Below are 26,021 nucleotides of genomic sequence, written 5' to 3' on the forward strand. Positions count from 1 at the left end.
GCGGGGGCCCAAGTCAACCTGGTGCAAGCGCCGGCTGGTCATCGGATTCGCCGTCAAGATTGAGAGACGGGTTCAGGAACCACTGAACGTTACGTTGGGTTCGATAGCGAGGCATAGGATCGAGCTTCTCAGCGGATTCAAGGACAGCCGACCTGACTTTCTCTAACCATTGCTTCTCTGAAAGAAGACGGCCGGATAGCTGTCCGTGCTCGTAGCGCACCTTCAGGGCCGACAGAATCGTGCGCTGATGTGCCGGGTGTTGCGCCAATAAGGCGCTCACAAAGTCATCCGGTTCCATGGATGCTAGAACGGGCATATTATAGTGTAAGCTGTCACTGTTGTTTGTAACCGTGACCCTTCTGTAAAACGTATCTGGGTCTGATTTGAGATCCTCCAAAAGAGACTTCGCTCGTTCGGGGTTCAGGTCCTTGTCTGCGTCTGCGCGTTTGGCCTGAAAATATTTGGCGGCCTCGCGAAATTCTGGGGCCTCTGGCTCCATAAAGCCTAAGCCGCCATAGCCCGTGCCAAACCGCATTGAGAAGGAACCGAAGTCTTCGTGCAGTTGCGGCGAAAGTTTCCCGGCTGAATACAGATCATCGATATAGGCTTTGGCTTCAGCGGCGGCTTCGGGGACCGTCTTCGGTATGGCTTCGATTTTCGCAAGCCAGAGCCATAAGCTGATTAGATGCAGGATTTCGCCGGGTACCAAAATCTCTCGGCCGACAAACTGATCTTGAAGTCTTGCCAACGCTGTGCCGAATTCGGCGTCAGTTCGTTCGAACCCATGCCACACAGTGCGCCAAGCAGGCTCCTCAGACGTGGGAACGAATGGCGCAGACCGGTGCAGGCTTGCTCGGAATTGATCAGCGTCAACGTATCCCTTTGACAGCAGGTCACACACCAGATCGACGTCGAGGAATGATGGTCTGAGTTCTAGGCCTGTATACTTATCTTCTGCGCGCTCCATGGCGCTGGGTTCCCGATCTTTACCGGCTCCAAACAGTCTTGAATATCGGTTTCCCTTCAGTTCGTTAAGGTCCTCAATGGTAAGTTGTCCCGTCCTAACCTCAATCGATAGAGCGACGATAACACGAGCAATGTGAGCCATTGCATCAGTATGGGATCGATCTTCATCAGAAATGACCCGCGCAACGCGTTCAAAGTCCCAAAGCGCATGCTTTAAAACACGTAGATTTGACACTCCGGATAGTGAAAATGTTTCTAAGACTTCATCTTTATGAGATTCAAGAAAATCTCTCACCCAAAGGTTATCTATAAGAGTTGTGATCTCCGGGTAGGCATCATCTATCGATGGTATTAAACGGAGCGTTTGTCCAATAAGTTTCTCTTTTATTCGCTTGAAGTATACATCTTCTCTGTCCATCTCTTTCTCGTTGGCGATTATTATGCATCGAATGTCTTCGTGCTCTACAATCGCATTTATGTAACCGAGAACATCCGGAATTTTCATAGACGCTCGCTCTAGATCATCGAATACGAGAATTCGACCGGCGGCATTTTTGGCAAAATCAGAAATCTTTACATCAGGAAGCGTCGAACTAATCGTTCCATCGTCCTTGCCGTCGTCGTTAAGGTCTATTTTTAGAGTGCCTTTTAGAATTCCCTTAGCGACTATGCCTGCCAGCCTGACTGGCCGGGACGTGAGTATGGGGTGAATTTGCCGAAGTATTTGGTCATCGATTTCACTAGCCGATGCAACCCCAAACATGCTGACGTAGATGTACGGCTGATTTACAAGCTCAAGGTATCGTTGGATAAAAAACGTCTTTCCGGAGCCCCAAGGACCTTCAAGTAGAACGGCGTACTGAAGTTTAGCTTGTGCAGCTAGATAACTGTCTAAATAAGAAATGATTGCTTCATTGGGATCGTGTTCGGCGATGGAAACGGTTGTAGAATGATCAGTCGGCGGAGTGACGCGCGTTGTATCGTCATGCATCAGTGCACCCGCGCCTTCCCGATCTCGAGCCCGTCGCGCCCCTCTGACACCGCGATCACCGACCCGTCCTCCAGCGCCCCGGCCAGCAGCTTCTTCGCCATCGGGTCGACCAGGTCCTTCTGGATCACCCGCTTCAGCGGCCGCGCGCCATAGACGGGGTCGTAGCCCTTGTCCGCCAGCCAGGCGAGGGCGCCGTCGTCGATGGACAACGTCAACCTGCGGTCGGCCATCAGCTTTTCCAGACGCCCCAGCTGGATGCGGACGATGCTGCCCATCTGGTCGCGGCCGAGGCGGCGGAACAGGATGATCTCGTCGATGCGGTTGAGGAACTCCGGCCGGAAATGGGCGCGGACGGCCTCCATGACATAGGGGCGCACGGCCTCGACGTCCTCGCCGTCGGCCTGGTTGGCCAGGGCGTCGGAGCCGAGGTTGGAGGTCATGATCAGCAGGGTGTTCTTGAAGTCGACCACCCGGCCCTGACCGTCGGTCAGGCGGCCGTCGTCCAGCACCTGGAGCAGGACGTTGAAGACGTCGGGGTGGGCCTTTTCGACCTCGTCGAACAGGACGACCTGATAGGGCCGGCGGCGCACGGCCTCGGTCAGGGCCCCGCCCTCGTCATAGCCGACATAGCCGGGAGCGGCGCCGATCAGGCGGCTGACCGAGTGTTTCTCCATGTATTCCGACATGTCCATGCGGGTGATGGCGGTCTCGTCGTCGAACAGGAAGGCGGCCAGGGCCTTGGTCAGCTCGGTCTTGCCGACGCCGGTGGGGCCGAGGAACAGGAAGGAGCCCAGCGGGCGGTTGGGGTCGTTGAGGCCCGCGCGGGCGCGGCGGACCGCGTCGGCCACGGCCTCCAGCGCGGCGTCCTGACCCACGACGCGGCCGCGCAGGGCGTCCTCCATGGCCAGCAGCTTCTCGCGCTCGCCCTCCAGCATCTTGTCGACGGGGACGCCGGTCCAGCGCGAGACGACGGCGGCGATCTGTTCGGCGTCGACCACCTCGGCGGTCAGCGGCCCCCGGCCGGAGGTCTCGTCGGCCTCGGCCTGGGCCAGTTGCTTCTCGATCTGGGGGATCTGGCCATAGGCGATCTCCGACGCCCGGCCGAGGTCGCCGTTGCGCTGGGCCGCCGCCAGTTCGGCGCGCAGCCGGTCCAGGGTCTCGCGCAGCTGGGCCCCCTGGCCGACCTTGTCCTTCTCGGCCTTCCAGCGGCGGGTCAGGTCGTCGGATTCGACCTGGAGGTCCGAGATCTCGTCGTCGAGCCGCTCGAGGCGCAGCTTGGAGGCGCTGTCGGTCTCCTTCTTCAGGGCCTCGCGCTCGATCTTCAGCTGGACCAGGCGGCGGTCGATTTCGTCCAGGCTCTCCGGCTTGGAGTCGACCGCCATGCGCACGCGGCTGCCGGCCTCGTCGATCAGGTCGATGGCCTTGTCGGGCAGGAAGCGGTCGGTGATGTAGCGGTTGCTCAGCGTGGCGGCGGCGACGATGGCGCTGTCGCTGATCCGCACCCCGTGGTGGACCTCGTATTTCTCCTTCAGGCCGCGCAGGATGGAGATGGTGTCCTCCACGCTCGGCTCGTCGATGAAGACCGACTGGAAGCGGCGGGCCAGGGCGGCGTCCTTCTCGATATATTTGCGGTACTCATCCAGCGTCGTGGCCCCGACGCAGTGCAGCTCGCCGCGCGCCAGGGCGGGCTTCAGCAGGTTCGAGGCGTCCATGGCCCCGTCGCCCTTGCCGGCCCCGACCAGGGTGTGCATCTCGTCGATGAACAGGATGATCTGGCCCTCGGCGGCCGTGACCTCGCCCAGCACGGCCTTCAGCCGTTCCTCGAACTCGCCGCGATATTTGGCCCCGGCGATCAGGGAGCCCATGTCGAGCGCCATCACCGCCTTGTCCTTAAGGCTCTCGGGCACGTCGCCGTTGACGATGCGCAGTGCCAGGCCCTCGACGATCGCGGTCTTGCCGACGCCGGGCTCGCCGATCAGGACGGGGTTGTTCTTGGTGCGGCGGGCCAGGACCTGGATGGTGCGGCGGATCTCCTCGTCGCGGCCGATGACCGGGTCGATCTTGCCGTCGCGGGCGGCCTGGGTCAGGTCGCGGGCATAGCGTTTCAGCGCCTCATAGGCGTCCTCGGCCCCGGCGGAATCGGCGGTCTTGCCCTTGCGGATATCGGCGACGGCGGCGTCCAGCTTGTCGGCGGTGACGCCGGCGGATTTCAGGGCGTCGCCGGCGGCGCCAACCTCGCGGGCGATGGCGGCCAGGATCCGCTCGGTGGTGACGAAGGCGTCGCCGGCCTTTTTCGCGGCCGATTCGGCGCCGGCGAAGACGCGCGCGGTCGATCCGTCGAGATACAGCTGGCTGGTGGCGCTCTCGACCTGGGGCCGTTTCTTCAGCAGGGCCTCCGCCCCCTCCACGGCCTTGACCGGGTCGCCGCCGGCGGCGGTGATCAGGGTGCGGGCCAGGCCGTCGCGCTCCTCCAGCAGCACCTTCAGCAGGTGCTCGGGGGCGAATTGCTGGTGCTTGCGCGCCAGGGCGAGGGTCTGGGCGGACTGGACGGCCTGTTTGGCGCGGTCGGAATAGAGGTCGAGATTCATGGCGTGTCCCCTGACAAGGCGGATCGTAGATCGACGCCCTCCGAGAAGCGACGCCGTTGCGCCTCAGTTGGGTGTGACGATTGGGTCACACAAGGGGCCGGGACAGGTCACCGGTCCTCGATCCAGACCCGCCGCCGCACGCTGACCCCCGGCCACCGGTCCCAGAAGGGATCGGGGCGCTGAACCAGAACGCAGACCATTAACACGAGGCTCCAGAGCAACGACGTGGCGACGACGAGGATGCCGATGCCCGCGACGCTGGACCCGCTGAGGGACAGTCCGGGGATGGAGTGGATCACGCTGCCCAGCGCCAGGATCGCAGGCGGGCCGTACAGGAACGCATTGCGCGCGAGCGTCGCGCGGAGCCGGGCCGGTCGGACGCCGTCGGGGCCGAGGACCCTGAGCCCCATCAGCCGTTTCCCGGGCCCACCGCCCCAGACCGCTTCGCTGACCGCCAGCCAGACCAGAAGCAGCGGGAGGTACAGCGCCCCCAGGTCGAAGGTCCGAGCCATGACCCGGCCGGAGGGGTTGAGGGGGCGTTCCACCGTCTCGCGGTAGGTCCCCCAGATGAAGGCGACGCGGACCAAGCGATGGCTGGGCACCAGGCCCTGGCAGTCGGCGACCTCGATGCGGTCGGGCGGGCGATGCCGGCGCAGGCCCGGCAAGGGGCTCGCTGAGGGGACGACCTTCAACCGGTCGGTGTTGCGCGATGCGGTCTCATCGATCGGCGTGCAGTGGGTCAGCCCCGGCCCGGCATTGGCATATCGGACCTTGCCGTCGGTCATCGTGAAGGCGGCCACACCGATCAGGCTGAGCGCCAGTCCGACCAGGGCATGGTCGATCCAGAAGGCCACCACGCGTCGCCAGAAGCCGCCGGACAGGCCGTCGCCGATGACGTAGCCGCGCCGTCGATTGACCGCTCCACCGTCCGACATCGCCCACCCCAAGCTACGGCGGCCAGAATATCCGCGCCGATCCGGCGCGCATAGCGGAGCGTCGTCGATTCCCGCCGGGATGTGCGACGATAGCGCCATGTCCACCGTCGCCTGGCCCATCGATCCCGCCGTCCTGCTGCCCTTCCTGGTGGCGGTGTCGCTGATCGAGCTGACGCCGGGGCCGAACATGGGGTGGCTGGCGCTGGTGGCCCTGGGGCGGGGGCGGATTGCCGGGATGGCGGCGGTGGCCGGGGTGACCCTGGGGCTGGCGGTGTGGATGGTGGCGGCGGCGATCGGCCTGACCACGGTGCTGCTGACCTATCCCGCGCTGTATCAGGCCGTGCGCTGGGCCGGGGTGCTCTTCCTGCTGTGGCTGGCGTGGGAGGCCTGGACGGGGGCGGACAGGATCGCGCCGGACGCGGAGCCCGACCGGCGCACCCTCGCGGGCCTGTTCCTGCGCGGCCTGACCGGCAATCTGCTGAACCCCAAGGCGGCGGTCTTCTACGTCGCCCTGCTGCCGACCTTCATCCGGCCGGACCGGGCCTCGCCCCTGACGCAGGCCCTGACACTGGGCAGCCTGCATCTGCTGGTGGCCGTGGCCGTGCACAGCCTGATCGTCCTGGGGGCCGCCTCGGCCGGGGGCGTGGTGCTGCGGCGGATGCAGGGCCTCTCCGCCGGACGGGTCATGGCCGCCGGGATCGCGGCGGTGGCGGTGTGGATGGCCTGGACCACGCGGGGCTGACCCCGACCATCCGTATTCGTCAGCCGGCGTAGCGTTCGAACTCTTCCTGATAGCGGGCGGTCAGACGCTCCTGATGCTCGCCCTTTTCCTTGAGCTCGAGGAACCAGCCGGACTCTTCCTCATACATGTGGGTCAGGACGGCACCCTCGATATGCTCCCACTTGTCGAGCCAGGCCTCTTCGGTCGGGGCGATGTTCTCCAGCTCGGCCATCTGGTTCTTGGCCGTGGTCTGTTCGAGATAGGCCTGGGCGGCGTGGGCCTTCTCGCCGGCATGGGCCAGGGCGGGATACAGGACCACCTCCTCGGCCAGGGAATGGCCGTTCAGGACCAGCGCCAGGTCCCGCATGGCCGTGATGCGGGCGTCGGCCCCCTCGACGGCACGACCGGCGGCGAAGGCCTCGCGGATGCGGTCGTGATGGTCGAGCACCAGGCTGAGCCAGTCGCCCGGCGTCGCGACGGCACGCGCCTCCTGGGTCGCCTCGACGCGCTTCTCGTCGTCGGGCAGGGGCGTCACGGCGGCGGCGATCTTGTCGATGATGGACATGGGCGTTCCTGAGGAGCGGAGGGGGCGTCACCCCCTCAATGGCCCCCAGGCGCGCCCGTTCCTCTGTCGGCTAACCGACGTTCGCCGCCGGATCAGCCCCCGGTCGGACCGGCCGAGAAGTCGAACTGTTCCGGCTGGCGGCGCGGGCCGGAGCCCAGGGTCCAGCTGAGCCCGATGTAGAAGGCGCGCAGGTTGATAGTCTGCTCCGACCGATCGCGGAACAGGGGGGTCTCGTACACCGTGGTGTTGTTGAACGAGGCCAGCACGTCGCGGCCGGTGAAGTTGAAGGACAGGGTTTCGGTCAGCTTGCGGCGATAGCCGATGTTCAGCATGCCACCCGCCTCGCGCGTGCCCTGGGCCAGCAGGCTTTCGCCCTGCCAGAAGCCCGAGACCTGGACGAAGTCCTTGGCGTTGGGCGTCCAGTTCAGGCTGAGGCGGCCGCTGGCGAAGGTGCCGTCGCGGTCCTCGCCGCCGGGGATGCCCGCCGCGTCGATTTCCTGGCGGAAGACGTTGACGCTGGCGCTGTAGCGCAGGGTCGGGTGCAGGGTGCCGTTGGCGGTGGTCTCCAGGCCCAGATCGCGGCGCGATCCCAGGTTCTCGGGCCGGGTCAGAAACACCCCGCCGCCCAGGTCGCTGACCACCTCGGTGAAGGCCTTGTCGGTGTCGCGCAGATAGGCGGTGGCCTGGTAGAAGGTCGTGCCCTGACGCTTCTGCCACATGGCCTCGAAGGAATCCGTCTCCTGCGGTTCCAGATCGGGGTTGCCGGAGCGGCGGCTCAGCGGGTCGCCATATGAGACGAAGGGGTTCAGCTGGGCGGGCTGGGGACGCTGGATCCGGCGCGAATAGCTGGCGCGCAGGGTCTCGGTCTCGGACAGCTGATACTGCAGGTGGGCCGTCGGATAGGCGCGGAAATAGTCCTGAGACGCCGAGGCGCCGCCGGTCCGGTCGTCGATCTCGATATCGGCCTGTTCCAGCCGCAGCCCGGCCTGGGCGGAGAATTTCTCCGTCAGGGGCTTTTCCCAGGTGCCGTACAGGGCGTGAACCGTCTGACGCGCCTCGAACCGGTTGCTGAAGCCGGGAACGACCACGAGCGTGCCTTCCGAGAGGCCCCGGCTGAAGATGATCTCCTGGTCCGGGCGCAGCTCGGTCAGCTCATAGCCGAGGCGCAGCTTGCCGCCGTCGGCCGTGGGCCGCACATAGGCGCTGGTGAAGCCCAGGGTGATCTGATCCAGGTCCTGGGCCGTGCGTTCGGCCGGACCGATGCCGGCGGGCACCAGTAGCGCCGTCAGGCTGAAGCCCTGAGCCTCGGTGCTGGCGGAATCGTAGCGCAGCTCGTTCGACCATTCGTGGCCGGCGTCGTCGAACCGATGCAACAGGCGCGCGGTCGCGCCCCAGTTCACGAAGTCGAACTCGGAGTCGCCGTCGCGCCGGTAGGCGCTGGTCACGGCGCCCGCCGCGTCGCGGGTCTCGAACAGACTGTCCACCTCGCCCTCGCCCTGGAAGGTCACGCCGCGCACCTCGCCGGTCAGCTGGGTGCGGTCGGTCAGCTTGTACTCGGCGGTGAAGCGGCCGACCGTACCGGTCTGATCGGACTGCTGGGTCGTGCCGTTGCGGGTGGTCGAGACCACCGCCCCGGTCGCCGGATCCAGCTGTTCGCGCAGGCGATTCAGTTCGAACTCGTTCGGATCGGCGCGGTAACTGAGGTCGCCCGACAGGGTCACCTTGTCCTTCTGCCACGAGCCGCTGCCGCCCAGGTTCCAGCGGCCGTTGTCGCCGACGTTGGCGCGGACCGAGCCGGTGGTCTGGGTCCCGACGCGCGGGGCGTTGGGCTTGGTGATCAGGTTGATGACCCCGCCCGACCCCTCGGGGCTGTAGGCGGCCGAGGGGTTGGTCATGACCTCGATGCGCGCATAGCGGTCGGCCGGCAGCTGCAGCAGGGCCTGGGCCCGCCCCTCGCCGGTCAGGATGCCGGAGGGCCGGCCGTCGACCAGGATGGTGACGCCGGAATCGCCGCGCAGGGAGACATTGCCCTGGGGGTCGACATCGACCGAGGGCACGTTGCGCAGGGCGTCGGCCAGGCTGCCGGTCGTGGCCTGCAGATCGTTGGCCAGGCTGTAGCTGACCGAGTCGATCGAGGTGCGGACCTCGGTCGTGCTGCCGGTCACCACCACGTCGCCGACGCCAGAGGGCTCCGACTCGGCGGGTTCGGCGGCGGGCGCCTCCTGCGCGGTCGGGGGCGTCGCGGGGGCCGGGGCGGGAGCCGGGATGGGCGCGGTCTGCGGCGCTGTGGCGCTCTGAGCCGGAGCCGGAGCCGGAGCCGGAACGGTTTGGGCCAGAGCCTCGGGGGCGAAGGCCAGCAGCGTCGCACCGGCGAGCAGAAGCGTCTTCCGTCGGATCATGGTCTCATCCCCCCCGCAATCGACCATTTCGTCGACCGATGCCCTCAGCCCCTACCAGTCCGGGCTGGCCTCGCGAAGTTACTTCCCGGTCATAAAGCCCGTCAGATCATAAGGTTACAGCTTGGCCATGGTTGCGGCGGAATGGTGGCGGCCCCGGTGGCGGTCCCTCAGCGCCTGGGATCCAGCAGCACCCCCGACACCGTCGCGGCCAGTATCCGCCCCGCGAAGGGCAGGCGCGCCGGCTTGCCCAAAACAGCGTCCCGGACCCAGGACGGGGCCCTGCCGTCGGCCGAACCGTTCGTGCACCACCCCGCGTCGGCCCTGCCGTCTCGGCATCGGGGACAGGGCAAGGCTGGTCGGACCGGCCCCGGCGATGGCGACGTCGCGGGGCCCCGTCACCGTCAGGCCGGGACCAGTTCGATCAGGTCGAGGTTGGACTCGGCCTGGGGCCAGGGCAGGACCAGCCGCCAGCGGGCCTCGCCGATCCGCTCCAGCACGGCGATCAGGTCGCGCTCGGGGCGCTGGCCATAGGAGTTGGCGGGCGGCTCCGCGGCCAGGGCCAGCGACCCCAGCATCACCATCTGGCGGTCGTTCTCCGGGAACAGCAGGCCGGACGGGCGCTGGGAGCCGGTGGTCTTGGAGAATTTCAGGCCCCGCCCGGTGGCCTCGATGCGGCAGGCGAACCAGTCGTAGACGACGAAGCCCAGCCCGCGATCACCGCCCTGGGAGCCCAGTTTCACCGTGCGGCAGCGGTAGTCGCCGACCGGCGGCGTGACGTCGCGCCGGACCGCGCCCGGGTCGATCAGGTCGCCCAGCGCGGCGAGATCGCCGGAGCCGGGCTGGCGCCGCGCCTGTTCCAGCGCCAGCCGCCAGGCCGCGTCGCGGCGGGCATAGCGGTCGCGGTCGGCCGAGCGGACGATGCCGCGCCAGTCGCGCAGCACGCCGGTGTTGATCCCTCCGGAGGTCGCGGAGGCGGACGCGGCGGCGCGCGGCGGGGGCGGCGGCGGCGTGCCGGCGCAGGCGGCCGTGAGCAGGACCAGGAGCGCGGGCGCCAGGCGGCGCGGAAAGCGGGCGGGACGCATGGGAGGCTCCGTCGCGGCGGTTCGGGCGGACCGGACCCCAGCGTCGCCGCCGCGTCAAGCCTGCGGCCTCCGCCCCGCTTGCCCGTGGGCCGCTCCCGGCCTAATCCCGGACCATGTCCAAACCGCCCCTGATCTGCCCGTCCATCCTCGCCAGCGACTTCGCCAAGCTGGGCGCCGAGGTCGCCGCCCTCGAAGCCGCCGGGGCCGACTGGGTCCATGTCGATGTGATGGACGGCCATTTCGTGCCCAACATCACGATCGGCCCGGACGTGGTGAAGGCCCTGCGGCCGCACACGACCCTGCCGTTCGACGTCCACCTGATGGTCGCCCCGGTCGACCCCTGGCTGGAGGCCTATCGCGAGGCCGGGGCCGACATCCTGACCGTCCATCCTGAAAGCGGACCGCACCTGCACCGGACCCTCGGCCGGATCCGTCAGCTGGGGGCCAAGGCCGGCGTGGTGCTGAACCCCGGCACGCCGCTGAGCGTGCTGGAGGACGTGATCGACCTGGTCGACCTGGTGCTGCTGATGTCGGTCAACCCCGGCTTCGGCGGCCAGTCCTTCATCGGCTCGACCCTGAGGAAGATCGAGCGCACCCGGGCCATGCTGGACGCCGCCGGGTCGCCCGCGCATCTGCAGATCGACGGCGGCGTCACGGCCGCCAACGCCGGGGCCTGCGTCGCCGCCGGGGCCGACTGCCTGGTGGCCGGGACCGCCGTGTTCCGGGGCGGACCCGAGGCCTATGCCGCCAACATCGCCGCCCTGAAGGCCGCGTGAGCCCGGTCGGCCCCTTCGCCGAGCGCGGCCCGGCTCCGGCCGTGGGCGTGACCGAGGGGTCGATCCCGGGCCTGCGCGGGGCCCCGGTGCGGACCCCGGTGCGGACCTCGGGCGTGCAGACGGGGCCGGCCCTGTGGCCCGCCATCGCCGGGCGCATGCTGACGCGTCAGATGTGGATCGAGCTGTACGGCCTGCCCGGCTATGCCCTGACCCTGGCGGCGGGCAAGGCGGTGGCCTTCGCCGCCACGCCGCGCGACTTCCGCCCGGTCGACCCGGCCCCCGGCAAGGCGGTGCTGGGCGGGCGGTTCCATCTGGCGGGGACCCATATGGAGGCGGAGGCCCCGGCCGACCCCTTCAACCGGGCCAGCCCGTCGAAGGCCTTCGCCACTGACCTGCACGCCTTCGCCTGGCTGCCGTCGCTGATGCTGCAGGAAGACCGCGGCGCGCGCGAGGCGGTGCGGCTGACCCTGGCCTGGGCCGAGGCCTTCGCCCGCTGGTCGCCCTTCGCCTGGGACCCCCAGATCCTGGCCCGTCGCACCTTCCACCTGGCCTGCGCGGCCCGCCGCATGGGGGCGGTGGCGACCGAGGCCGAACGGCTGAGGCTGGCCGACGTGCTGGGGCGCCAGGCGCGCCAGCTGCTGCGTCCGCCCGGCGGGCTGGCGGGCAAGGCCGAGCGTCTGGTCGCCGCCGCCCTGGCCGGTTGCGTCCTGGCGGGGCCCCCGGGACAGAGGCTCCGCAAGGCGGCGCTGGGACGATTGACGGGGGCGCTGCGGGTCACGGTCTTCGGCGACGGCGGCCACGCCTCGCGCAGCCCCGAGGCGGGGCTGGAGCTGCTGCTGGACCTGCTGAGCCTGAACGACGCCCTGTCGCAGCTGTCCGAGCCCGTGCCGGAGGCGGTGGCCGGGGCCATGCTGCGCCTGACCACGGCCCTGCGGCTGCAGACCCTGCCCGACGGCCGGCTGACCGGGTTCCAGGGCGGCGGGCCGTCGACCGCGGCCCGGGTGGCGGCGGCCCGCGCCCATGACGACCAGACCGAAGGTCAGGGCAGCGCGGCGGGGGCGGTCGGGGGGCTGACCCGGATCCGCTCGCCGCTGCTGACCATCGTCGCCGACACCGGCGCGCCCGGGCGGGGGGCCTGGTCCGAGACCGCCTGCGCCCAGCCCCTGGCGCTGGAGATCGTCTGCGGCAAGGACCGGCTGGTCACCGGCTGCGGCTGGACCCCGCGCGCGGCCGACCGTCAGGGGCTGCGCCTGGCCCCCGGCCATTCGACCCTGACCCTGGGCGAGCAGTCGTTCGCCGAGCCTCTGGGCGGATGGAAGGGCGAGCTGCTGGGGCCCCGTCTGTTCGGCCGGACCTACGCCTGCAGCGTCGAGCAGCGCGACGGCGACCAGGCCGTCTGGCTGGAGGTCGAGCACGACGCCTGGGCCGTGCCCTACGGCCTGCTGCATCAGCGCCGCCTGTATCTGGACCAGCGCCTGGACGAGCTGAGGGCCGAGGAACGGCTGCACCCCAGCCCCGACCATCGCGACGCGGTGCGGGTCATCGCCGCCCCCTATGCGGTGCGCTTCCATCTGGAGCCGGGGGCCCAGGCCTCGCTGGCCCGGGACCGGCGCTCGATCCTGCTGCGCGGTCATTCCGGGCGGGGCTGGTGGTTCCGGACCGACGGGCCGGACGTGGCCATCGAGCCCTCGGTCCATGTCGAGGACGGGCTGACGCGGCGCTCGCTGCAGGTCGTGGTGCGCGGCTCGGCCCGGACCGACGCCGAAACCAAGATCCGGTGGAAGCTGTCTCCCGCCGGGGCCGCGGGCGATCCCACCTGATGCCGACCCGCCGAGGACCGCCATGAAGCCGACCGCCGCCGTCCTGGTCCTGCTCGTCACCGGCTGCAGCCCGGCCGCCGAGGCCCCCGCGCCGGTGGCCGCCCCCGCCGAAATCGTTGCGACGCGCCCGGCCACGACGCCGACGCGCTATTTCTACTTCGGCAATCACGTCCCGCGCGCTGAGATCCTGTCGATCGAGGGCGTCGACACGGCCTCGGCCCGGCTGAGCGGCCGGACGACGGCCCAGGACAACTACGACTACTGCATCGGCGCCGCCGGCCCCGACGACGCCGACCTGCTGGCGCGCTGCGCCGCCGAAAGGGTCGAGCAGCCGGTCGAGACCATGACCGCCGACTGCCTGGCCCGCACCGTCTCGGACGGCAGCCCCGCCCTCTGGGTCCGCGACGAGCCCGGCGAGGACGGCAAGGTCGCCCCCGTGTGGCGCGACCAGGCGAGCGGCGACATCCGCGATTATTCCGGCGCGGGCCGGGGCTATAAGCTGAGCGCTGCGTTCCGGCTGATGTGCCCCGCCGCTTCCGTCACCATCCAGCCCGATCCGACCTGATGGGTCGCCCGCCGTCCGCCTCGGGTCTGGGCCTGGCGACGCAGCGGGCGATCGCGCGGCAGGTCGTGGCCATGTTCAACGATCCGGCCAAGGGCGAGACCCCGATCGTGCGCCGCGACGACGGTCTGTTCGGGCCGGACTCGGTGGCCTGGCGGGTGCACGGCGACGTCGTGGGCATGCTGGTGGGCGGGGTCTCCAGCCTGCTGCTGCAGATGCTGCATCCCAAGGTGCTGGCCGGGGTCTGGGACCACTCCAACTTCCGCGCCGACATGCACGGCCGGCTGCGGCGGACCGCGCGGTTCATCGCCGTCACCACCTACGGCGGCCCGGACGAGGCGAAACGGGCCATCGACCGGGTCCGCACCATTCACAGCCATCTGGGCGGCGTCCTGCCGTCGGGCGAGTCCTATCGGGTGTCCGATCCCGAGCTGCTGGCCTGGGTCCATGTGACCGAGTGCTGGAGCTTCCTGAACGGCTGGATCCGCTATGGCGAGCCCGACATGTCGGCGGCCGACCAGGACCGCTATTTCGCCGAGATGGCGGTGATGGGAGACATGCTGGGGGCCGATCCCCTGCCCCGCACCCGGGCCGAAGCGCGGCGGCTGATCGACCGGATGCGGCCCCAGCTGCGCGTCGACGACCGCACGCGCGAGGTCGCCCGCCTGGTGCTGAACCAGCCCGCGTCCAGCCGGGCCGCCGCCCCCGTCCAGGCCATGACCCTGCAGGCCGGGGTCGAGCTGCTGCCGGTCTGGGCCCGGTCCATGCACGGCCTCCCGGCCCCGGTCCTGGCCCGCCCCCTCGTGCGGGCGGGCACGATGGGTCTGGCCAAGACCCTGCGCTGGACCTTCGCCGGGGTCCGGGCGGCGGATGCGGCACCCGCCCGGCCCGACACGGCGGGGTGACGACGCGGCGCGGGCGGTGCTAAGGGCCGCGCGTTCCCGCTCCTCCCCCCAAGGTTCGACCTCCATGCCCGCCGCCCCCGACTTCCCGCCCGCCCCCGACGCCGTCAAACCCGTCCGCGCCCTGATCTCCCTGTCCGACAAGGCCGGGCTGGAGGACGCCGCGCGCGCGATGCACGACGCGGGCGTCGAGCTGGTCTCGACCGGGGGCACCCGGGCGGCCATCGCCGGCTTCGGCCTGCCGGTGAAGGACGTGGCCGACCTGACCGGCTTCCCGGAGATGATGGACGGCCGGGTCAAGACTCTCCACCCGATCGTCCACGGCGGCCTGCTGGGCGTGCGCGACGCGGCCGAGCACAAGGCCGCCATGGACGAACACGGCATCGGCCCGATCGATATCGTGTGGATTGATCTGTACCCGTTCGAATCAACCGTCGCCTCGGGCGCGGGCTTCGACGCGGTGATCGAGAACATCGACATCGGCGGGCCGGCCATGATCCGCTCGGGCTCCAAGAACCACGGCTATGTCGCCGTCGCCGTCGACGCCGCCTCGATCGGCGAGATCGTCGCCGCACTGAAGGCCGACGGCACGACCTCCCTGGCCCTGCGCAAGCGGCTGGCCGCCCGCGCCTTCGCCCGCACCGCCGCCTATGACGCCGCCGTGTCCGGCTGGTTCGCCGGGCAGCTGGAGGACGCAGCCCCGGCCCGCAAGTCCATCGCCGGCGCCCTGGCCCAGACCCTGCGCTACGGCGAGAACCCGCACCAGTCGGGGGCCTTCTACCGCACCGCCCCAGTCGCAGGAGAGGGCGCCCGCCCCGGCGTCGCCTACGCCGAACAGATCCAGGGCAAGGAGCTGGGCTACAACAACATCGCCGACGCCGACGCCGCCTATGAGCTGGTCGCCGAGTTCGAGGCCCCGGCCTGCGTCATCGTCAAACACGCCAACCCCTGCGGCGTGGCCGTCGGCCACACCCTGTCCGAAGCCTACGCCCGCGCCCTGGAGTGCGACGCGGTCTCGGCCTTCGGCGGCGTCATCGCCGTCAACCGGCCGCTGAACGGTGACGACGCCCGCGCCATCACCGAGATCTTCACCGAGGTCGTCATCGCCCCCGGGGCCGACGACGAGGCCCGGGCCGTCTTCGCGGCCAAGAAGAACCTGCGCCTGCTGATCACCGACGGCCTGCCCGACCCGCACGGCCCGGGCGAGGTGTTCCGCAGCGTCGCCGGCGGCTTCCTGGTCCAGTCGCGCGATCGCAGCCTGATCAAGCCGGCCGACCTGAAGATCGTCACCCGCCGCCAGCCGACGCCGCAGGAGATCGAGGACATGCTGTTCGCCTTCACCGTGGCCAAGCACGTCAAGTCCAACGCCATCGTCTATGCCAGGGACGGCCAGACCGCCGGCATCGGCGCAGGCCAGATGAACCGCCGCGACAGCGCCCGCATCGCCGCCATCCGCGCGAAAGAGGCCGGCGAGGCCAAGGGCCTGGCCCATTCCCTGGCGCAAGGATCCGCCTGCGCCTCGGAAGCCTTCTTCCCCTTCGCCGACGGCCTGCTGGAGGCGGTGGCGGCGGGGGCCACCTCGGTCATCCAGCCCGGCGGCTCGATGCGCGACGCCGAGGTCATCGCGGCCGCCGACGAGCGCGGCATCGCCATGGCCTTCACCGGCGTGCGGGTGTTCCGGCACTAGAGCCAAGGTCCGTTGAGTTGGATGGTCGCCAAACCGCCGGACCAGGGCGCGGCAGACCGGTTCATCACAAAGGGCACAAAGGGAGCCACAAAGGACACGAAGGCAGCGGAGTCGTATTGAGGTCGATGCCGTCCGGGGTTGGTTGACTCGCGGCGTACGCCGCATTTGATCCAGGGCGAAGATGAACCCGGTTCAAGCGACCTCACAGGACCCGTTGTGTCCTTTGTGGCTTGCCTTCGTGCCCTTTGTGATGAACCCGCCAGCGTCGGTCAACCTGGCGTCCACGCAAACGACGAATGCCCCGTTCGGTCAGGCCTGGCTTCGCAAGGGCGCTGAGGGAATATTTTCCTATTGACCCCTTGCGGCGGGGCATGCCCGCTCCCAGATCGCGCCCACGGTCTTTTGACACGTGAAGGACAGCACCCGGTCGATCCGAACGGGTCGGACGGGTCGGACGGTGTTTCGGCGTCCGTCCGCCCATCGCCGCGTCGAGACCGGGTCTGACCAGCGCCAGGCACCCCGGCCGAGGACCACATTCGGCCCGTTCGGCCGGTCATCGAGGGCGATCAGGGCCAGGCCCCGGACCGACGCCTCGTGGCTTGAGCGCGGCTGCGGGTAAGACGTGCTCGCTAACGCCGAAGGATGCCGTAGAGGAAGAGATCGACCAGATGAGCGACCCGGGATTGGGGTGAACTCTCTTTTTCGATCGCGATCGAGATCGCGCTGACGACGGTGATGACATCGTCGAACGTGACCGCTGGACCGATGCGGCCATGGTCCTGGGCACGCCGAAGCAGTCGGTGTCCTTCGGCCGTGATGGCATTGCAACCCGGGGTGCCGCATTGAATCACCGTGCCCAGAGCGCCCGCGAAGCTCTGGTAGATGCTGGTGTTCAGGGCGAGCTCCTCGAGATAGGCGCGCAGGGCGGGGCCGGGATCATCTTCCGTATCTCGCAGACGGCTGGTTTCCGCGAGGGCCAGGAACCGTTCATTGCTGGTGGCGGCCAGAAGCGCCTCGCGCGTCGGAAATCGACGATAGAGCGTGGCGATCCCGACCTTGGCCCGCTTTGCGACCTCCTCCAGCGCGACGCCGACGCCCCGCTCGAGGAAGAGGTCTTCCGCTGCCATGAGAATGCTCTCGCGATTCCGTCGCGCATCAGCGCGCAGTTCCGTGTCGTCGCTCATCTCTTCCGTCCGCCTTGCCAAACGGAGGGTGCCTCCATATTGTAAGTGGAACAACCCTCCATTTTCGTAGAAGGTAGGCATATGGCAAAGCGTTTTGAAGACAAGGTCGTGGTGATCACCGGCGGCAGCGACGGCATCGGCCTGGCGACGGCACAGCTGTTCGCGGAGGAAGGTGGCCGGGTGTACATCACCGGCCGGCGTCAGGCCCTGCTCGATCAGGCGGTCAGCCAGATCGGACACGGTGCGGTCGGCGTGCAGGGCGACACCACGAGCCTCACAGACCTTGCGAGGCTCTACGCGCGTATCGAGCGGGACCACGGCAAGGTCGATGTCGTGTTCGCCAACGCCGGCATGCACGAGGCCGTCCCGCTCGAGGCGATCGACGAAGCCCATTTCGATGCGATGTTCGGTCTCAACGTGAAGGGCATGGTCTTTACCGTCCAGAAGGCGCTGCCGCTGATGGCCGCCGGCGGCACGATCGTCCTCAATGGTTCGATCGCCGGCTCCAAAGGAATCCCCAGCCAGTCGCTCTACAACGCAAGCAAGGCAGCCGTTCGCTCTTTTGCGCGGAGCTGGACGACCGACCTCAAGGACCGCGGTATTCGCGTGAACGTCGTGGCGCCGGGCGGCACCGAGACGCGCCTCATTCGCAGCTATCTGGACACGCGGCCGGGCGCGGAGGAGGCGCTTAATCAGGGGGTGCCGCTCGGGCGACTGGGACAGCCTGACGAAGTGGCGCGCGCGGTGCTCTTCCTGGCGTCGGAGGACAGCCGCTTCATCGCGGGTCACGAACTCTTCGTGGATGGCGGGGTCGCCGCCGTCTGAGGACAGACAGGGTGTCAGCGTCGCGTTGAGACCAGGTCGGACCAGCGCCAGGCCGCCTTGCCGAGCGCGAGCCGGGGGGCATCCGGCCCCTCGGCCAGGCGGATCAGGGCCAGGCCCCGGACCGCCGTCGCGCGGCAGGCGGGCGGGGCGAAGGCGACCTCCAGGGCGATGGCCTGGCGCACCGTGGCCAGGCCCTTGCCGGCCTGGCCGGGGCTCTGGATCCAGTCGCCGTTCCAGACCAGCACGGCCCCGGCCGCCGCGCCGGGCACGGCGGCCACGGCGGCGTTGATCTCGGCGTCGTCCCTAAGGGCCGCCTCCAGCCGGGCCACCATATCGCAACTGTCGCCGGCCCCCGCGCCGTCGCCGGCCCCGGACCCGCCGCCGGTGCCGGCGCGACCGGAACCGGCCCTCAGAGCCCCCGCCAGCTGACCCCCGCTGAGGACCGTCAGGGCCGGGACGGCGGGCACCGGCTCGGGCCTGGCCTGGGCCGGGGCGAGCGGCACGGAGGGGACCCGCGTCGTCGGCCGGGCCGGACGAACCGGGACCGGGCTGGGCGGCGTCGGGGGGCTGGGCGCGACGGTTGCGCTGGCCGGCGATCCCCCCTCGGCGCTCTGGGCCGTGGGCGTGTCCGACACGACGGGCGGCACAGGCAGCGGCGGAGGCGGTCGCAGCCACAGCTCGATCGGCGCCCGCGCAGGCTCGACCGCGAGCGAGGGCGGGACAGCGCCGCCCCGGAACAGCAGCGGCAGGGCCAGGTGGAGGCCCAGGACCGCGGCCAGACAGGCCAGCTTCGCGCGCCGCCTCATGGCGTTCCGGCGGGGTTGCGGGGCGGCGTCATGACCCAGTCCTCCCGACTGCCTGGGGCCATTCTGGGGCAGGCTGGACCCATTCTCGCCCCTTCCGGGACATGACCCAGCCTTGAGTCCCCTCGCACCTGTCATGCGCGCGTCCGCCCCCGGGACGCCTGCATCGGAGTTATGCCTTGATCACCGCCACCCCCACCGCCCTGACCCCCGCCCCCCGCCGGTCGGCCGCCCGCCATCTGATGACCGTCGGTGTCGTTGCCCTGGTCGGCCTGACCGCCAGCGCCTGCGCCAGCCACCGCTTCGTGCGCGACAACGTCGCCGTCGTGGACAGCCGCGTCGACGCCACCGACGCCCGCGTCACCGAGGTCGCCGGCACCGCCGGAGAGGCCCTGACCCGCGCCACCGCCGCCCAGAAACTGGCCGAGGGCAAGTTCCTGTATGAGGTCGTGCTCAGCGACGACTCGGTCAAATTCCCCGCCGACGCCGACACCCTGTCGCCCGAGGCCGAGGCCCGCCTGGCCGAACTGGTCCAGCGCCTGAAGGCCGAGAACCGCAACGTCTATCTCGAGATCCAGGGCCACACCGACGCCAGCGGCCCCGAGGGCTACAACAACGCGCTCGGCGAATCCCGCGCCGAGGCCGTCCGCCGCTATCTCAGCGTCCAGGGCGTCGCCCTGAACCGGATGGCCACCATCTCCTACGGCGAGGAGGCCCCCGTCGCCCCCAACACCACGCCCGAAGGCCGCGCCCAGAACCGCCGCGTCGCCATCGTCGTCCTGAGCTAGACTCGCCCCCCCCCGGCCTCCGACGCCTGTCGTGGCCGCGCGCTGCGACAGGCATCGGGACGGCGGAGGCTACACGAAGGCTTCACTTGCCGGTGTGGCGACCACATGGCTAGGGTCCGGGGATCGGGGGAGGCAAGATGCTCAGGTTCAAGCCGCTCATCCTCGGGCTCCTGCTCGCCTTGATCTCCGTGCGCGCCGACGCCCAGGTCCTAGCGCCGCCGGCGCAGTATGACGGTCCCAGCCAGGTCGAGGGCTATGACACCCGCACGCTGTTTCAGCGCTGGGTGATGTGGGTCGAGCGCAGCAAGGGGGAGGCTCTGGAAGCTGCCCTGGCCGAGGTGGAAACCCCCGAAGGCATGCGTCGTCACGGCAGCGCCATTATGGAGGCCCGCGCCTCCGGAGATCAGGGTCTGGCACTGGTCGCGGATATCCTGATCTTCTGTCCCAGTACAAACAGCTTGTCGGACACCAGAGGGTGTTACCCGCAGATGCGAGACATCACGATCCCGGCGTCGGCGTCGGCGGGCGGCTATGGCGCGGACACCCCTCTTTCGAGCTGGATTCGCGAGCAGTACGACCCCGTAGCGCTGGTCCAGGCTCTGAAGGCGGCGGATGTTCCGCCGGACGCCGATGCATGGCGCACCGATCTTGCGCCCGTCTTCGCCGGCATGGCGTCGCCCCTCGACGTCCTGCGAAGCCAGACACAGACCCGGACCGTGGATGGCCGCACATGCCCGGCCTTGGTCACGGCGTTGGAGGCGGTCGAGGGCCGGATGCTGGAGTGGCGGATCGATCTGCTGGGCGTGGCCGAAGACACCGTGCCTCCGGCACCCCGACCCCACGCCACGCGGTGGCGCTATCGGCTGCAGTTTTTCGATGAGGACGACGTCGGGATCGGCGCAGGATCGAGCCTCGAGCCGATCGTGTCGCCCGTCTTCGAGGCCGGCCAGGCCTGTCGGCAGGCCGCCGGCTGACGATGGATACGCTTGCGACCCGCTGGGCCCGGCTGGAGCCCCATGTCACCCTGGTCGGGCCGGACGACGACCGGCCGCGGCCGACCGCCCTGCTGTTCCACGGCTGCGGCGGCCTGAGGGGGCATCTGCCGCGCTATGCGGCGGTGGCCGAGGCGCGGGGCTGGCGGGCCGCCATCGTCGATTCCTATGCGCCGCGCGGCTGGAGCCGCGAGTTCGCCATGGCCACGGTCTGCACCGGCCTGCTGCTGCGCGGCTGGGAGCGGGCCGGCGACATCCTGGCCACGATCCACGGCCTGTCGGCGCGTCCCGAGGTCGATGAGGACACCCTGCTGCTGGGCGGCTGGAGCCACGGCGGCTGGGGCATCATGGAGGCCATGAGCGGCGACCGTGACCTGACCGGGGCCCTGGGGCTGGTGGACGCGCAGGGCGTGCCGCTGAACGGGGTCAAGGCGACCTATCTGGCCTATCCCTATGTCGGGATCGCCGCCCTGAACCGGATGCGGCCCTGGCGGCATTGTCCGAAGACCCTGGCCGTCATCGCCGCCCGCGATCACCTGACCACGGTGCGCAACGCCGAGCGGGTCCATGCGATGGTCCGCGACTGCGGGGCCGAGGTCGAGACCTGGGTGGCCGAGGGCACCCACAGTTTCGACGAGCCGATGACCGCCCCGCCGATGCGGTTCGACGAACCGCTGAGCCTGCAGGCGCTGGACCGGTTCGGTCGGTTGCTGGACGACGTCGCGCCCGCCCCGATCGCCGCCCGCCGCCGCGCCTGACCGCCATGGACAGCGCGCGGCAGCGATGGCAGCGGCTGGCCCCCGAGGCGGAGCTGCTGACCCCGGCCGGCCGCGGGCCGTTTCCCACCGTGCTGATCTTCCACGGCTGCGGCGGGGTGCGCCAGCATCTGCACGACTATGCCCGGGCCGCCGTGGCCGTCGGCTGGGCCGCCCTGCTGATCGATTCCTTCACCCCCCGGGGCTGGAGCCGCGACCATGCCAAGATGCTGGTCTGCACCGGGCTGCGGTTCCGGGGCGGGCAGAGGGCGGGCGACGTGCTGGCGGCCATAGCCGGGGCCCGCCGCCTGCCGCTGGTCGATCCCGATCGACTGGTTCTGGCGGGCTGGAGCCACGGGGCCTGGGCCATCATGGACCTGTGGGCGAGCCGGCTGGACCGGCCCGGCGCGGTCGGGCTGTCGGATGCGGCGACGGTGTCGCTGGAGGGGGTGCGGGGGGCCTTCCTGGCCTATCCCTATGTCGGCCTGGCCTCGGCGAGCCGCGGCGGTCGGCCCTGGCCGCGGGCCCTGACCCTGCTGTCGGTGGTGCCCCGGCGCGATCACCTGGCCTCGGTGCGGCGGCATATGCGGGCCCTGGCCAGCGCCGTCGCGGCGGGGTCGGAGGTCGCGATCTGGGGCGTCGACGCGACCCACGCCTTCGACGAGCCCGGCCTGATGGCCCGCATCATGCGCTATGACGAGGCGCTGAGCCGGGAATCCATGGGTCGGTTCGCGGGCTTCCTGGATCGGTTCACTCGACCGGCACGATCCGCACCTCGGCCCTGATCGAATTGGCGATATAGCAGGCTCCGTGGGCCCGGCGATGCAGCTCCGACAGGGTCACGGGGTCGGGGGCCGAACCGCTGAAGGCGACCTCGGGGCGGAGCGTCACCCGCGTCATCGAGATCTTGCCGCGATCGTCTTTGCCCAGGATCCCGACCGCCTTGTCGTGGTAACGGTCGACCACCAGGCCGGACCGTGCGGCATAGGCCAGGAAGAACAGCATGTGGCAGCTGCTGAGGGCCGCCACGAAGGCCTCTTCCGGATCCACGGCGGTCGGGTCGGACATCGGCTCCGCCACGCTGGTCGGGGCCGACGAGCCCCGCACCACCGAACCACCGTCGAAGATCCAGTCGTGCGCGCGCGAATAGCGGTTGTCGGTGAAGGGCTGGGCCGCGCGCGTCCATTCGACGGTGACCAGGTGTTCGCTCATGCCGATGCCCCTCAGTTGAACAGCGTGTAGGTCATCCCGATTCGGGCCTCGAAGCCCAGCGAACGATAGAATGCCAGCGTGGCGTCGTGCGCGGCGAAGGCGTGCAGGAAGACCTGCTCGCCCGAGGCCAGGATCGTGCCCGCCACCGCCCGCGACAGGCCGGCGGCATAGCCGCGTCCGCGCCAGTCCGGATGGGTGCAGACCCCGCTCAGCTCGGTGAAGCCGTCGACCCGCAACCGCCGCCCGGCCATGGCCACCAGCCGGCCGTCCTGTTTGATGCCGATGAAGGGCCCCAGCCGCCGCGTCGCCGAGCGGAACGGACCCGGCCTGGTCAGGGTTGCCAGGGCCAGCATGTCCGGCACGTCGGCCTCGGTCAGGATCTCGAAGGCGAGGTCGGGCCCGCCCGGGGTCAGGGCCGTGGCCACCATCTGCACCAGGGGGATACGGTCGACGACCCCGACCCCCGGCAGGTCGAGTTCGGCCATGGGCCCGCCGGTCGCCTCGACCATGCCGGCGCCGGGGTGGGCGAGGGCGAGGGCCGCCATGGCCGCCAGGCTCTCCGGCGTGGCGTCGGCGCCGGACAGGAAGACCCCGACCTCCGGATCGATCCGCACGGCCCGATCATCGGAGTCCGCCGTGACGAAGCCCGACAGCCGGGTCGTCAGGGCGTTCCACACGGCGCGGTCCAGAGGATGGGTCATGGCCAAGCTTTAGCGGGTGCGCGATGCCGCGCCAGCCTGGACGCCGACGCCGCGTCCGAAAATCGCTCGCCCTTTGTCATCCGCGAAGGCGGGATTTGTCATCCCCGCGAAGGCGGGGACGATCAGCGCCAGAAGCCGACGATCTTCTTGACCTCGTCGACCACCGGATCGGCGATGGCGGCGGCGCGCTCGGCCCCGTCCCTCAGGACGCGGTCGATCTCGGCCGGATCATCCATCAGCCGGCGCATCTCGGCGGTGACCGGGGCCAGGGCCGAGACGGCCAGGTCGGCCAGGGCGGGCTTGAAGGCCCCGAAGCCCTGGCCCGCGAATTCGGCGGTCACGTCGTCGCGCGTGCGGTCCGACAGGGCGGCGTAGATGGCGATCAGGTTGCGAACCTCGGGCCGGTCGTCCAGGCTTTCGCCCGGTTCGGGCATGACGCCCATGTCGGTCTTGGACTTGCGGATCTTGGCGGCGATGGTGTCGGCATCGTCGGTCAGGTTGATGCGGCTCTGGTCCGACGGGTCGGACTTGGACATCTTGGCCGCCCCGTCGCGCAGCGACATGACCCGCGTCGCCGGACCCTGGATCAGGGGCTCGGGCTGGGGGAAATAGCCGGGCGCGCCGAAGTCGGTGTTGAACTTGGCGGCGATGTCGCGGGTCAGTTCCAGATGCTGTTTCTGGTCCTCGCCCACCGGCACCTCGGTGGCCTTGTACAGCAGGATGTCGGCCGCCTGGAGCACCGGATAGGTATAGAGGCCGACCGAGGAGCGCTCCTTGTGCTTGCCCGACTTCTCCTTGAATTGGGTCATCCGGTCCAGCCAGCCGAGGCGGGCGACGCAGTTCAGGATCCAGGCCAGTTCGGCATGGGCGCGCACGGCCGACTGGGGGAAGATGGTCGACCGGGCGGGGTCGAGGCCCGAGGCGAGATAGGCGGCGGCGATCTCGCGCGTCTGGGCCGCCAGCAGGGCCGGGTCCTGCCAGACGGTGATGGCGTGCAGATCGGCCACGAACAGGAAACAGGGCGCGCCCGAGTCCTGCAGCGCGGTGAACCGCTTGAGCGCCCCCAGATAGTTGCCCAGGTGCAGGGCGCCGGAGGCCTGGATGCCGCTGAGGATGCGGCGCGGGCCGCTATAGGCGGGGGTCTCGGTGGGGGCAGCGTCGGTCATCAGTCCAGTCCGGTCGGGGTGGGAGCCCCCGGTTCACGTCGCAGCGTCGCCTTCAGTTCGGACACGCTGACGGCGCGGAAAAGCACGATGCAGGCGGCATAGACAAGGCCTCCCGCGGCGACCACCGCGATCACGGCGATCTCCTTGGCCCACAGAAGCCGGCTGATGTCGCGGTAGAAGACGCTGGCGGGCACCAGGGCGGCGGCCATCACCGCGCTTGCGGCGGCGACGCGGGCGATCCGGCTGACGAAGCGGGGCGAGGCCCCCCAGACCCCCTCGCGGAGCAGGGTGCCGCCCAGCAGGGCGACGTTGATCCAGGCGGAGACGCTGGTGGCGATGGCCAGGCCCAGCACGCCGTCGACGCCGATGCGGCTGAACCAGAAGAACAGGCCCGACCCCAGGGCCACGGTCACGGCGACCGAGATGATGGCGAAGATCATCGGCCGGCGGGTGTCCTCCCGCGCGAAGAAGGGCGGGGTCAGGACCTTGGCCAGGACGAAGGCGGGCACGCCCCAGGCGAACTGACGCAGCACGTCGGCGGTGCGGGCCGCGTCCTGGCTGGTGAAGGCCAGGCGGGTGACGGTCGCGTCGATGATGAAGAAGGGGATGACGAACAGGGCCACGGCCGCCGGCAGGGTGAAGGCCATCGACAGGGTGATGCCGTCGTCCAGGGTGCGCCGCCCGCCCTCATGGTCGCCGGAGACGAAGGCCTTGGTCAGACGCGGCACCAGGGCCAGGCCGATCGCCACCCCGATCAGGCCCAGCGGCAGCTGATACAGCCGGTCGGCGTTGTAGAGCACCGACCGCGCCCCCTCATTGGAGCCGGTCAGCAGCTGGCTGACCACCGAGTTCAGCTGCAGCGCCCCTCCGGCCAGGACCCCGGGAATGGCCAGTTTCAGCGTCCGCGCCACGCCGGCGGTCATCCGGGGCCAGCTCAGGTTCAGCCGGATGCCGAGCCGGCGCACCCCCCACCACAGCAGCCCGGCCTGCAGCACCCCGGACAGGGTGACGGCGGCCGACACGGCCAGCAGGGTCGTGGGCTGGCTCATCGGGATCAGGTAGGGGGCCAGCAGGGGCACCAGGGTGCACAGGTTCAGGAACACCGGCACGCCCGCCGACAGGGCGAACCGGCCCGAGGTGTTGAGCACCCCCGACAGCAGGGAGGCGATGGTCATGCAAGCCAGATAGGGCATGGTCAGCTGGGCCGCCGTGGTGGCCGCGAACATCACCCCGCTGTCGTCCTTCCAGGCCGACAGCAGCACCGGCATGATCCAGGGCATGGCGATCTGCAGCACGATGCAGAAGCCGGCCACCACGGCGAACATGAAGCTGAGCGCCTCCGACGCCGTGACGGCGGCGGCGGCCTCGCCCTCGCGCGCGCGAACGCCGCCATAGATGGGCACGAAGGCCTGGGCGAAGGCCCCTTCGGCGAACAGGCGGCGGAACATGTTGGGCAGCATCAACGCCGTGGTGAAGGCGTCCATCATCGGTCCCTGGCCGAAACGGGCCGACAGGAACAGGTCGCGGGCGAAGCCCAGGATCCGGCTGCCGAGCGTCAGGGACGCCTGGACGAAGGCGTTGCGGGCCAGACTCATCGATGG

Annotated in this window: 23 protein-coding genes; 11 read left to right on the forward strand and 12 right to left on the reverse strand. The window is 69.7% G+C overall.

Annotation, left to right across the window (positions count from 1 at the left end):
• Positions 1–13 precede the first annotated feature (13 nt).
• The 3 genes from BZG35_RS00395 to BZG35_RS00405 all read right to left on the reverse strand — a co-directional run bounded on the left by BZG35_RS00395 (position 14) and on the right by BZG35_RS00405 (position 5,480).
• Positions 14–1,957, reverse strand: a complete 1,944-nt coding sequence (locus BZG35_RS00395; protein WP_077353788.1) for a P-loop NTPase fold protein — start codon at positions 1,955–1,957, stop codon at positions 14–16.
• A complete protein-coding gene (gene clpB, locus BZG35_RS00400) occupies positions 1,957–4,545 on the reverse strand; it encodes an ATP-dependent chaperone ClpB (RefSeq protein ID WP_077353789.1) in 2,589 nt (862 codons plus the stop codon). The genes BZG35_RS00395 and clpB overlap by 1 nt, the downstream gene beginning before the upstream one ends.
• 107 nt (positions 4,546–4,652) lie before the next feature.
• Entirely contained in the window at positions 4,653–5,480 is an 828-nt protein-coding gene (locus BZG35_RS00405) for an RDD family protein (RefSeq protein WP_171981843.1), read from the reverse strand.
• 97 nt (positions 5,481–5,577) lie between these two features.
• Here BZG35_RS00405 and BZG35_RS00410 point away from each other — a divergent pair, with 97 nt between their 5' ends.
• Positions 5,578–6,222, forward strand: a complete 645-nt coding sequence (locus BZG35_RS00410; protein ID WP_077353791.1) for a LysE family translocator — start codon at positions 5,578–5,580, stop codon at positions 6,220–6,222.
• 19 nt (positions 6,223–6,241) lie between these two features.
• On the opposite strand, the gene BZG35_RS00415 is transcribed toward BZG35_RS00410, so the two are convergent.
• The 3 genes from BZG35_RS00415 to BZG35_RS00425 form a co-directional block, all read right to left on the reverse strand.
• Positions 6,242–6,766 (reverse strand): hemerythrin domain-containing protein, encoded by a 525-nt coding sequence (locus BZG35_RS00415; RefSeq protein WP_077353792.1) that lies wholly within the window; start codon positions 6,764–6,766, stop codon positions 6,242–6,244.
• A 92-nt stretch (positions 6,767–6,858) separates the two neighbouring features.
• On the reverse strand, positions 6,859–9,165 hold the full coding sequence (locus BZG35_RS00420; RefSeq protein ID WP_077353793.1) for a TonB-dependent receptor domain-containing protein: 2,307 nt from the start codon (positions 9,163–9,165) through the stop codon (positions 6,859–6,861).
• Between the two features lie 401 nt (positions 9,166–9,566).
• Positions 9,567–10,247 (reverse strand): DUF4893 domain-containing protein, encoded by a 681-nt coding sequence (locus BZG35_RS00425; RefSeq protein WP_077353794.1) that lies wholly within the window; start codon positions 10,245–10,247, stop codon positions 9,567–9,569.
• 113 nt (positions 10,248–10,360) lie between these two features.
• Between BZG35_RS00425 and rpe the strand changes: the two genes are divergently transcribed.
• From rpe to purH, 5 genes are all read left to right on the forward strand, one after another.
• A complete protein-coding gene (gene rpe / locus BZG35_RS00430; protein ID WP_077353795.1) occupies positions 10,361–11,023 on the forward strand; it encodes a ribulose-phosphate 3-epimerase in 663 nt (220 codons plus the stop codon).
• Entirely contained in the window at positions 11,020–12,843 is a 1,824-nt protein-coding gene (locus BZG35_RS00435; RefSeq protein WP_077353796.1) for a heparinase II/III family protein, read from the forward strand. The genes rpe and BZG35_RS00435 overlap by 4 nt, the downstream gene beginning before the upstream one ends.
• Positions 12,844–12,865: 22 nt before the next feature.
• Entirely contained in the window at positions 12,866–13,408 is a 543-nt protein-coding gene (locus BZG35_RS00440; RefSeq protein WP_077353797.1) for a hypothetical protein, read from the forward strand.
• Positions 13,408–14,310, forward strand: a complete 903-nt coding sequence (locus BZG35_RS00445) for an oxygenase MpaB family protein (protein ID WP_077353798.1) — start codon at positions 13,408–13,410, stop codon at positions 14,308–14,310. Before BZG35_RS00440 ends, BZG35_RS00445 begins: the two co-directional genes overlap by 1 nt.
• A gap of 64 nt (positions 14,311–14,374) precedes the next feature.
• The gene (gene purH / locus BZG35_RS00450; RefSeq protein ID WP_077353799.1) at positions 14,375–15,994 is read left to right on the forward strand and encodes a bifunctional phosphoribosylaminoimidazolecarboxamide formyltransferase/IMP cyclohydrolase; all 1,620 of its coding nucleotides are present in this window, start codon (positions 14,375–14,377) and stop codon (positions 15,992–15,994) included.
• 629 nt (positions 15,995–16,623) lie between these two features.
• Here purH and BZG35_RS00455 read toward each other — a convergent pair.
• Entirely contained in the window at positions 16,624–17,178 is a 555-nt protein-coding gene (locus tag BZG35_RS00455) for a TetR/AcrR family transcriptional regulator (RefSeq protein WP_077353800.1), read from the reverse strand.
• Positions 17,179–17,259: 81 nt separating this feature from the next.
• Here BZG35_RS00455 and BZG35_RS00460 point away from each other — a divergent pair, with 81 nt between their 5' ends.
• Positions 17,260–18,003, forward strand: coding sequence for an SDR family NAD(P)-dependent oxidoreductase (locus BZG35_RS00460; RefSeq protein ID WP_077353801.1), 744 nt, complete (start codon positions 17,260–17,262; stop codon positions 18,001–18,003).
• A gap of 14 nt (positions 18,004–18,017) precedes the next feature.
• On the opposite strand, the gene BZG35_RS00465 is transcribed toward BZG35_RS00460, so the two are convergent.
• Positions 18,018–18,809 carry a hypothetical protein gene (locus tag BZG35_RS00465; protein WP_077353802.1) on the reverse strand — a complete coding sequence of 264 codons (792 nt, stop codon included), beginning with the start codon at positions 18,807–18,809 and terminating at the stop codon, positions 18,018–18,020.
• Between the two features lie 239 nt (positions 18,810–19,048).
• Between BZG35_RS00465 and BZG35_RS00470 the strand changes: the two genes are divergently transcribed.
• The 4 genes from BZG35_RS00470 (at position 19,049) to BZG35_RS00485 (ending at position 22,126) form a co-directional block, all read left to right on the forward strand.
• The gene (locus tag BZG35_RS00470; RefSeq protein ID WP_077357685.1) at positions 19,049–19,594 is read left to right on the forward strand and encodes an OmpA family protein; all 546 of its coding nucleotides are present in this window, start codon (positions 19,049–19,051) and stop codon (positions 19,592–19,594) included.
• 137 nt (positions 19,595–19,731) lie between these two features.
• Positions 19,732–20,568: a hypothetical protein gene (locus BZG35_RS00475; RefSeq protein WP_077353803.1), complete on the forward strand. Its 837-nt coding sequence runs from the start codon at positions 19,732–19,734 to the stop codon at positions 20,566–20,568.
• A 2-nt stretch (positions 20,569–20,570) separates the two neighbouring features.
• A complete protein-coding gene (locus tag BZG35_RS00480; RefSeq protein ID WP_077353804.1) occupies positions 20,571–21,344 on the forward strand; it encodes a dienelactone hydrolase family protein in 774 nt (257 codons plus the stop codon).
• Between the two features lie 5 nt (positions 21,345–21,349).
• Positions 21,350–22,126, forward strand: coding sequence for a dienelactone hydrolase family protein (locus BZG35_RS00485; protein WP_077353805.1), 777 nt, complete (start codon positions 21,350–21,352; stop codon positions 22,124–22,126).
• Here BZG35_RS00485 and BZG35_RS00490 read toward each other — a convergent pair.
• From BZG35_RS00490 to murJ, 4 genes are all read right to left on the reverse strand, one after another.
• Complete coding sequence (locus BZG35_RS00490) at positions 22,092–22,553, reverse strand: OsmC family protein (RefSeq protein ID WP_077353806.1); 462 nt, start codon at positions 22,551–22,553, stop codon at positions 22,092–22,094. The two genes, BZG35_RS00485 and BZG35_RS00490, sit on opposite strands and share 35 nt — an antisense overlap.
• 11 nt (positions 22,554–22,564) lie before the next feature.
• A complete protein-coding gene (locus BZG35_RS00495; RefSeq protein WP_077353807.1) occupies positions 22,565–23,254 on the reverse strand; it encodes a GNAT family N-acetyltransferase in 690 nt (229 codons plus the stop codon).
• Positions 23,255–23,376: 122 nt separating this feature from the next.
• A complete protein-coding gene (gene trpS, locus BZG35_RS00500) occupies positions 23,377–24,420 on the reverse strand; it encodes a tryptophan--tRNA ligase (protein ID WP_077353808.1) in 1,044 nt (347 codons plus the stop codon).
• Positions 24,420–26,015, reverse strand: coding sequence for a murein biosynthesis integral membrane protein MurJ (murJ, locus tag BZG35_RS00505; protein ID WP_077353809.1), 1,596 nt, complete (start codon positions 26,013–26,015; stop codon positions 24,420–24,422). Before murJ ends, trpS begins: the two co-directional genes overlap by 1 nt.
• Positions 26,016–26,021: the final 6 nt, after the last annotated feature.

The sequence above is a fragment of the Brevundimonas sp. LM2 genome (genome assembly GCF_002002865.1).
Taxonomy (GTDB): Bacteria; Pseudomonadota; Alphaproteobacteria; order Caulobacterales; family Caulobacteraceae; genus Brevundimonas.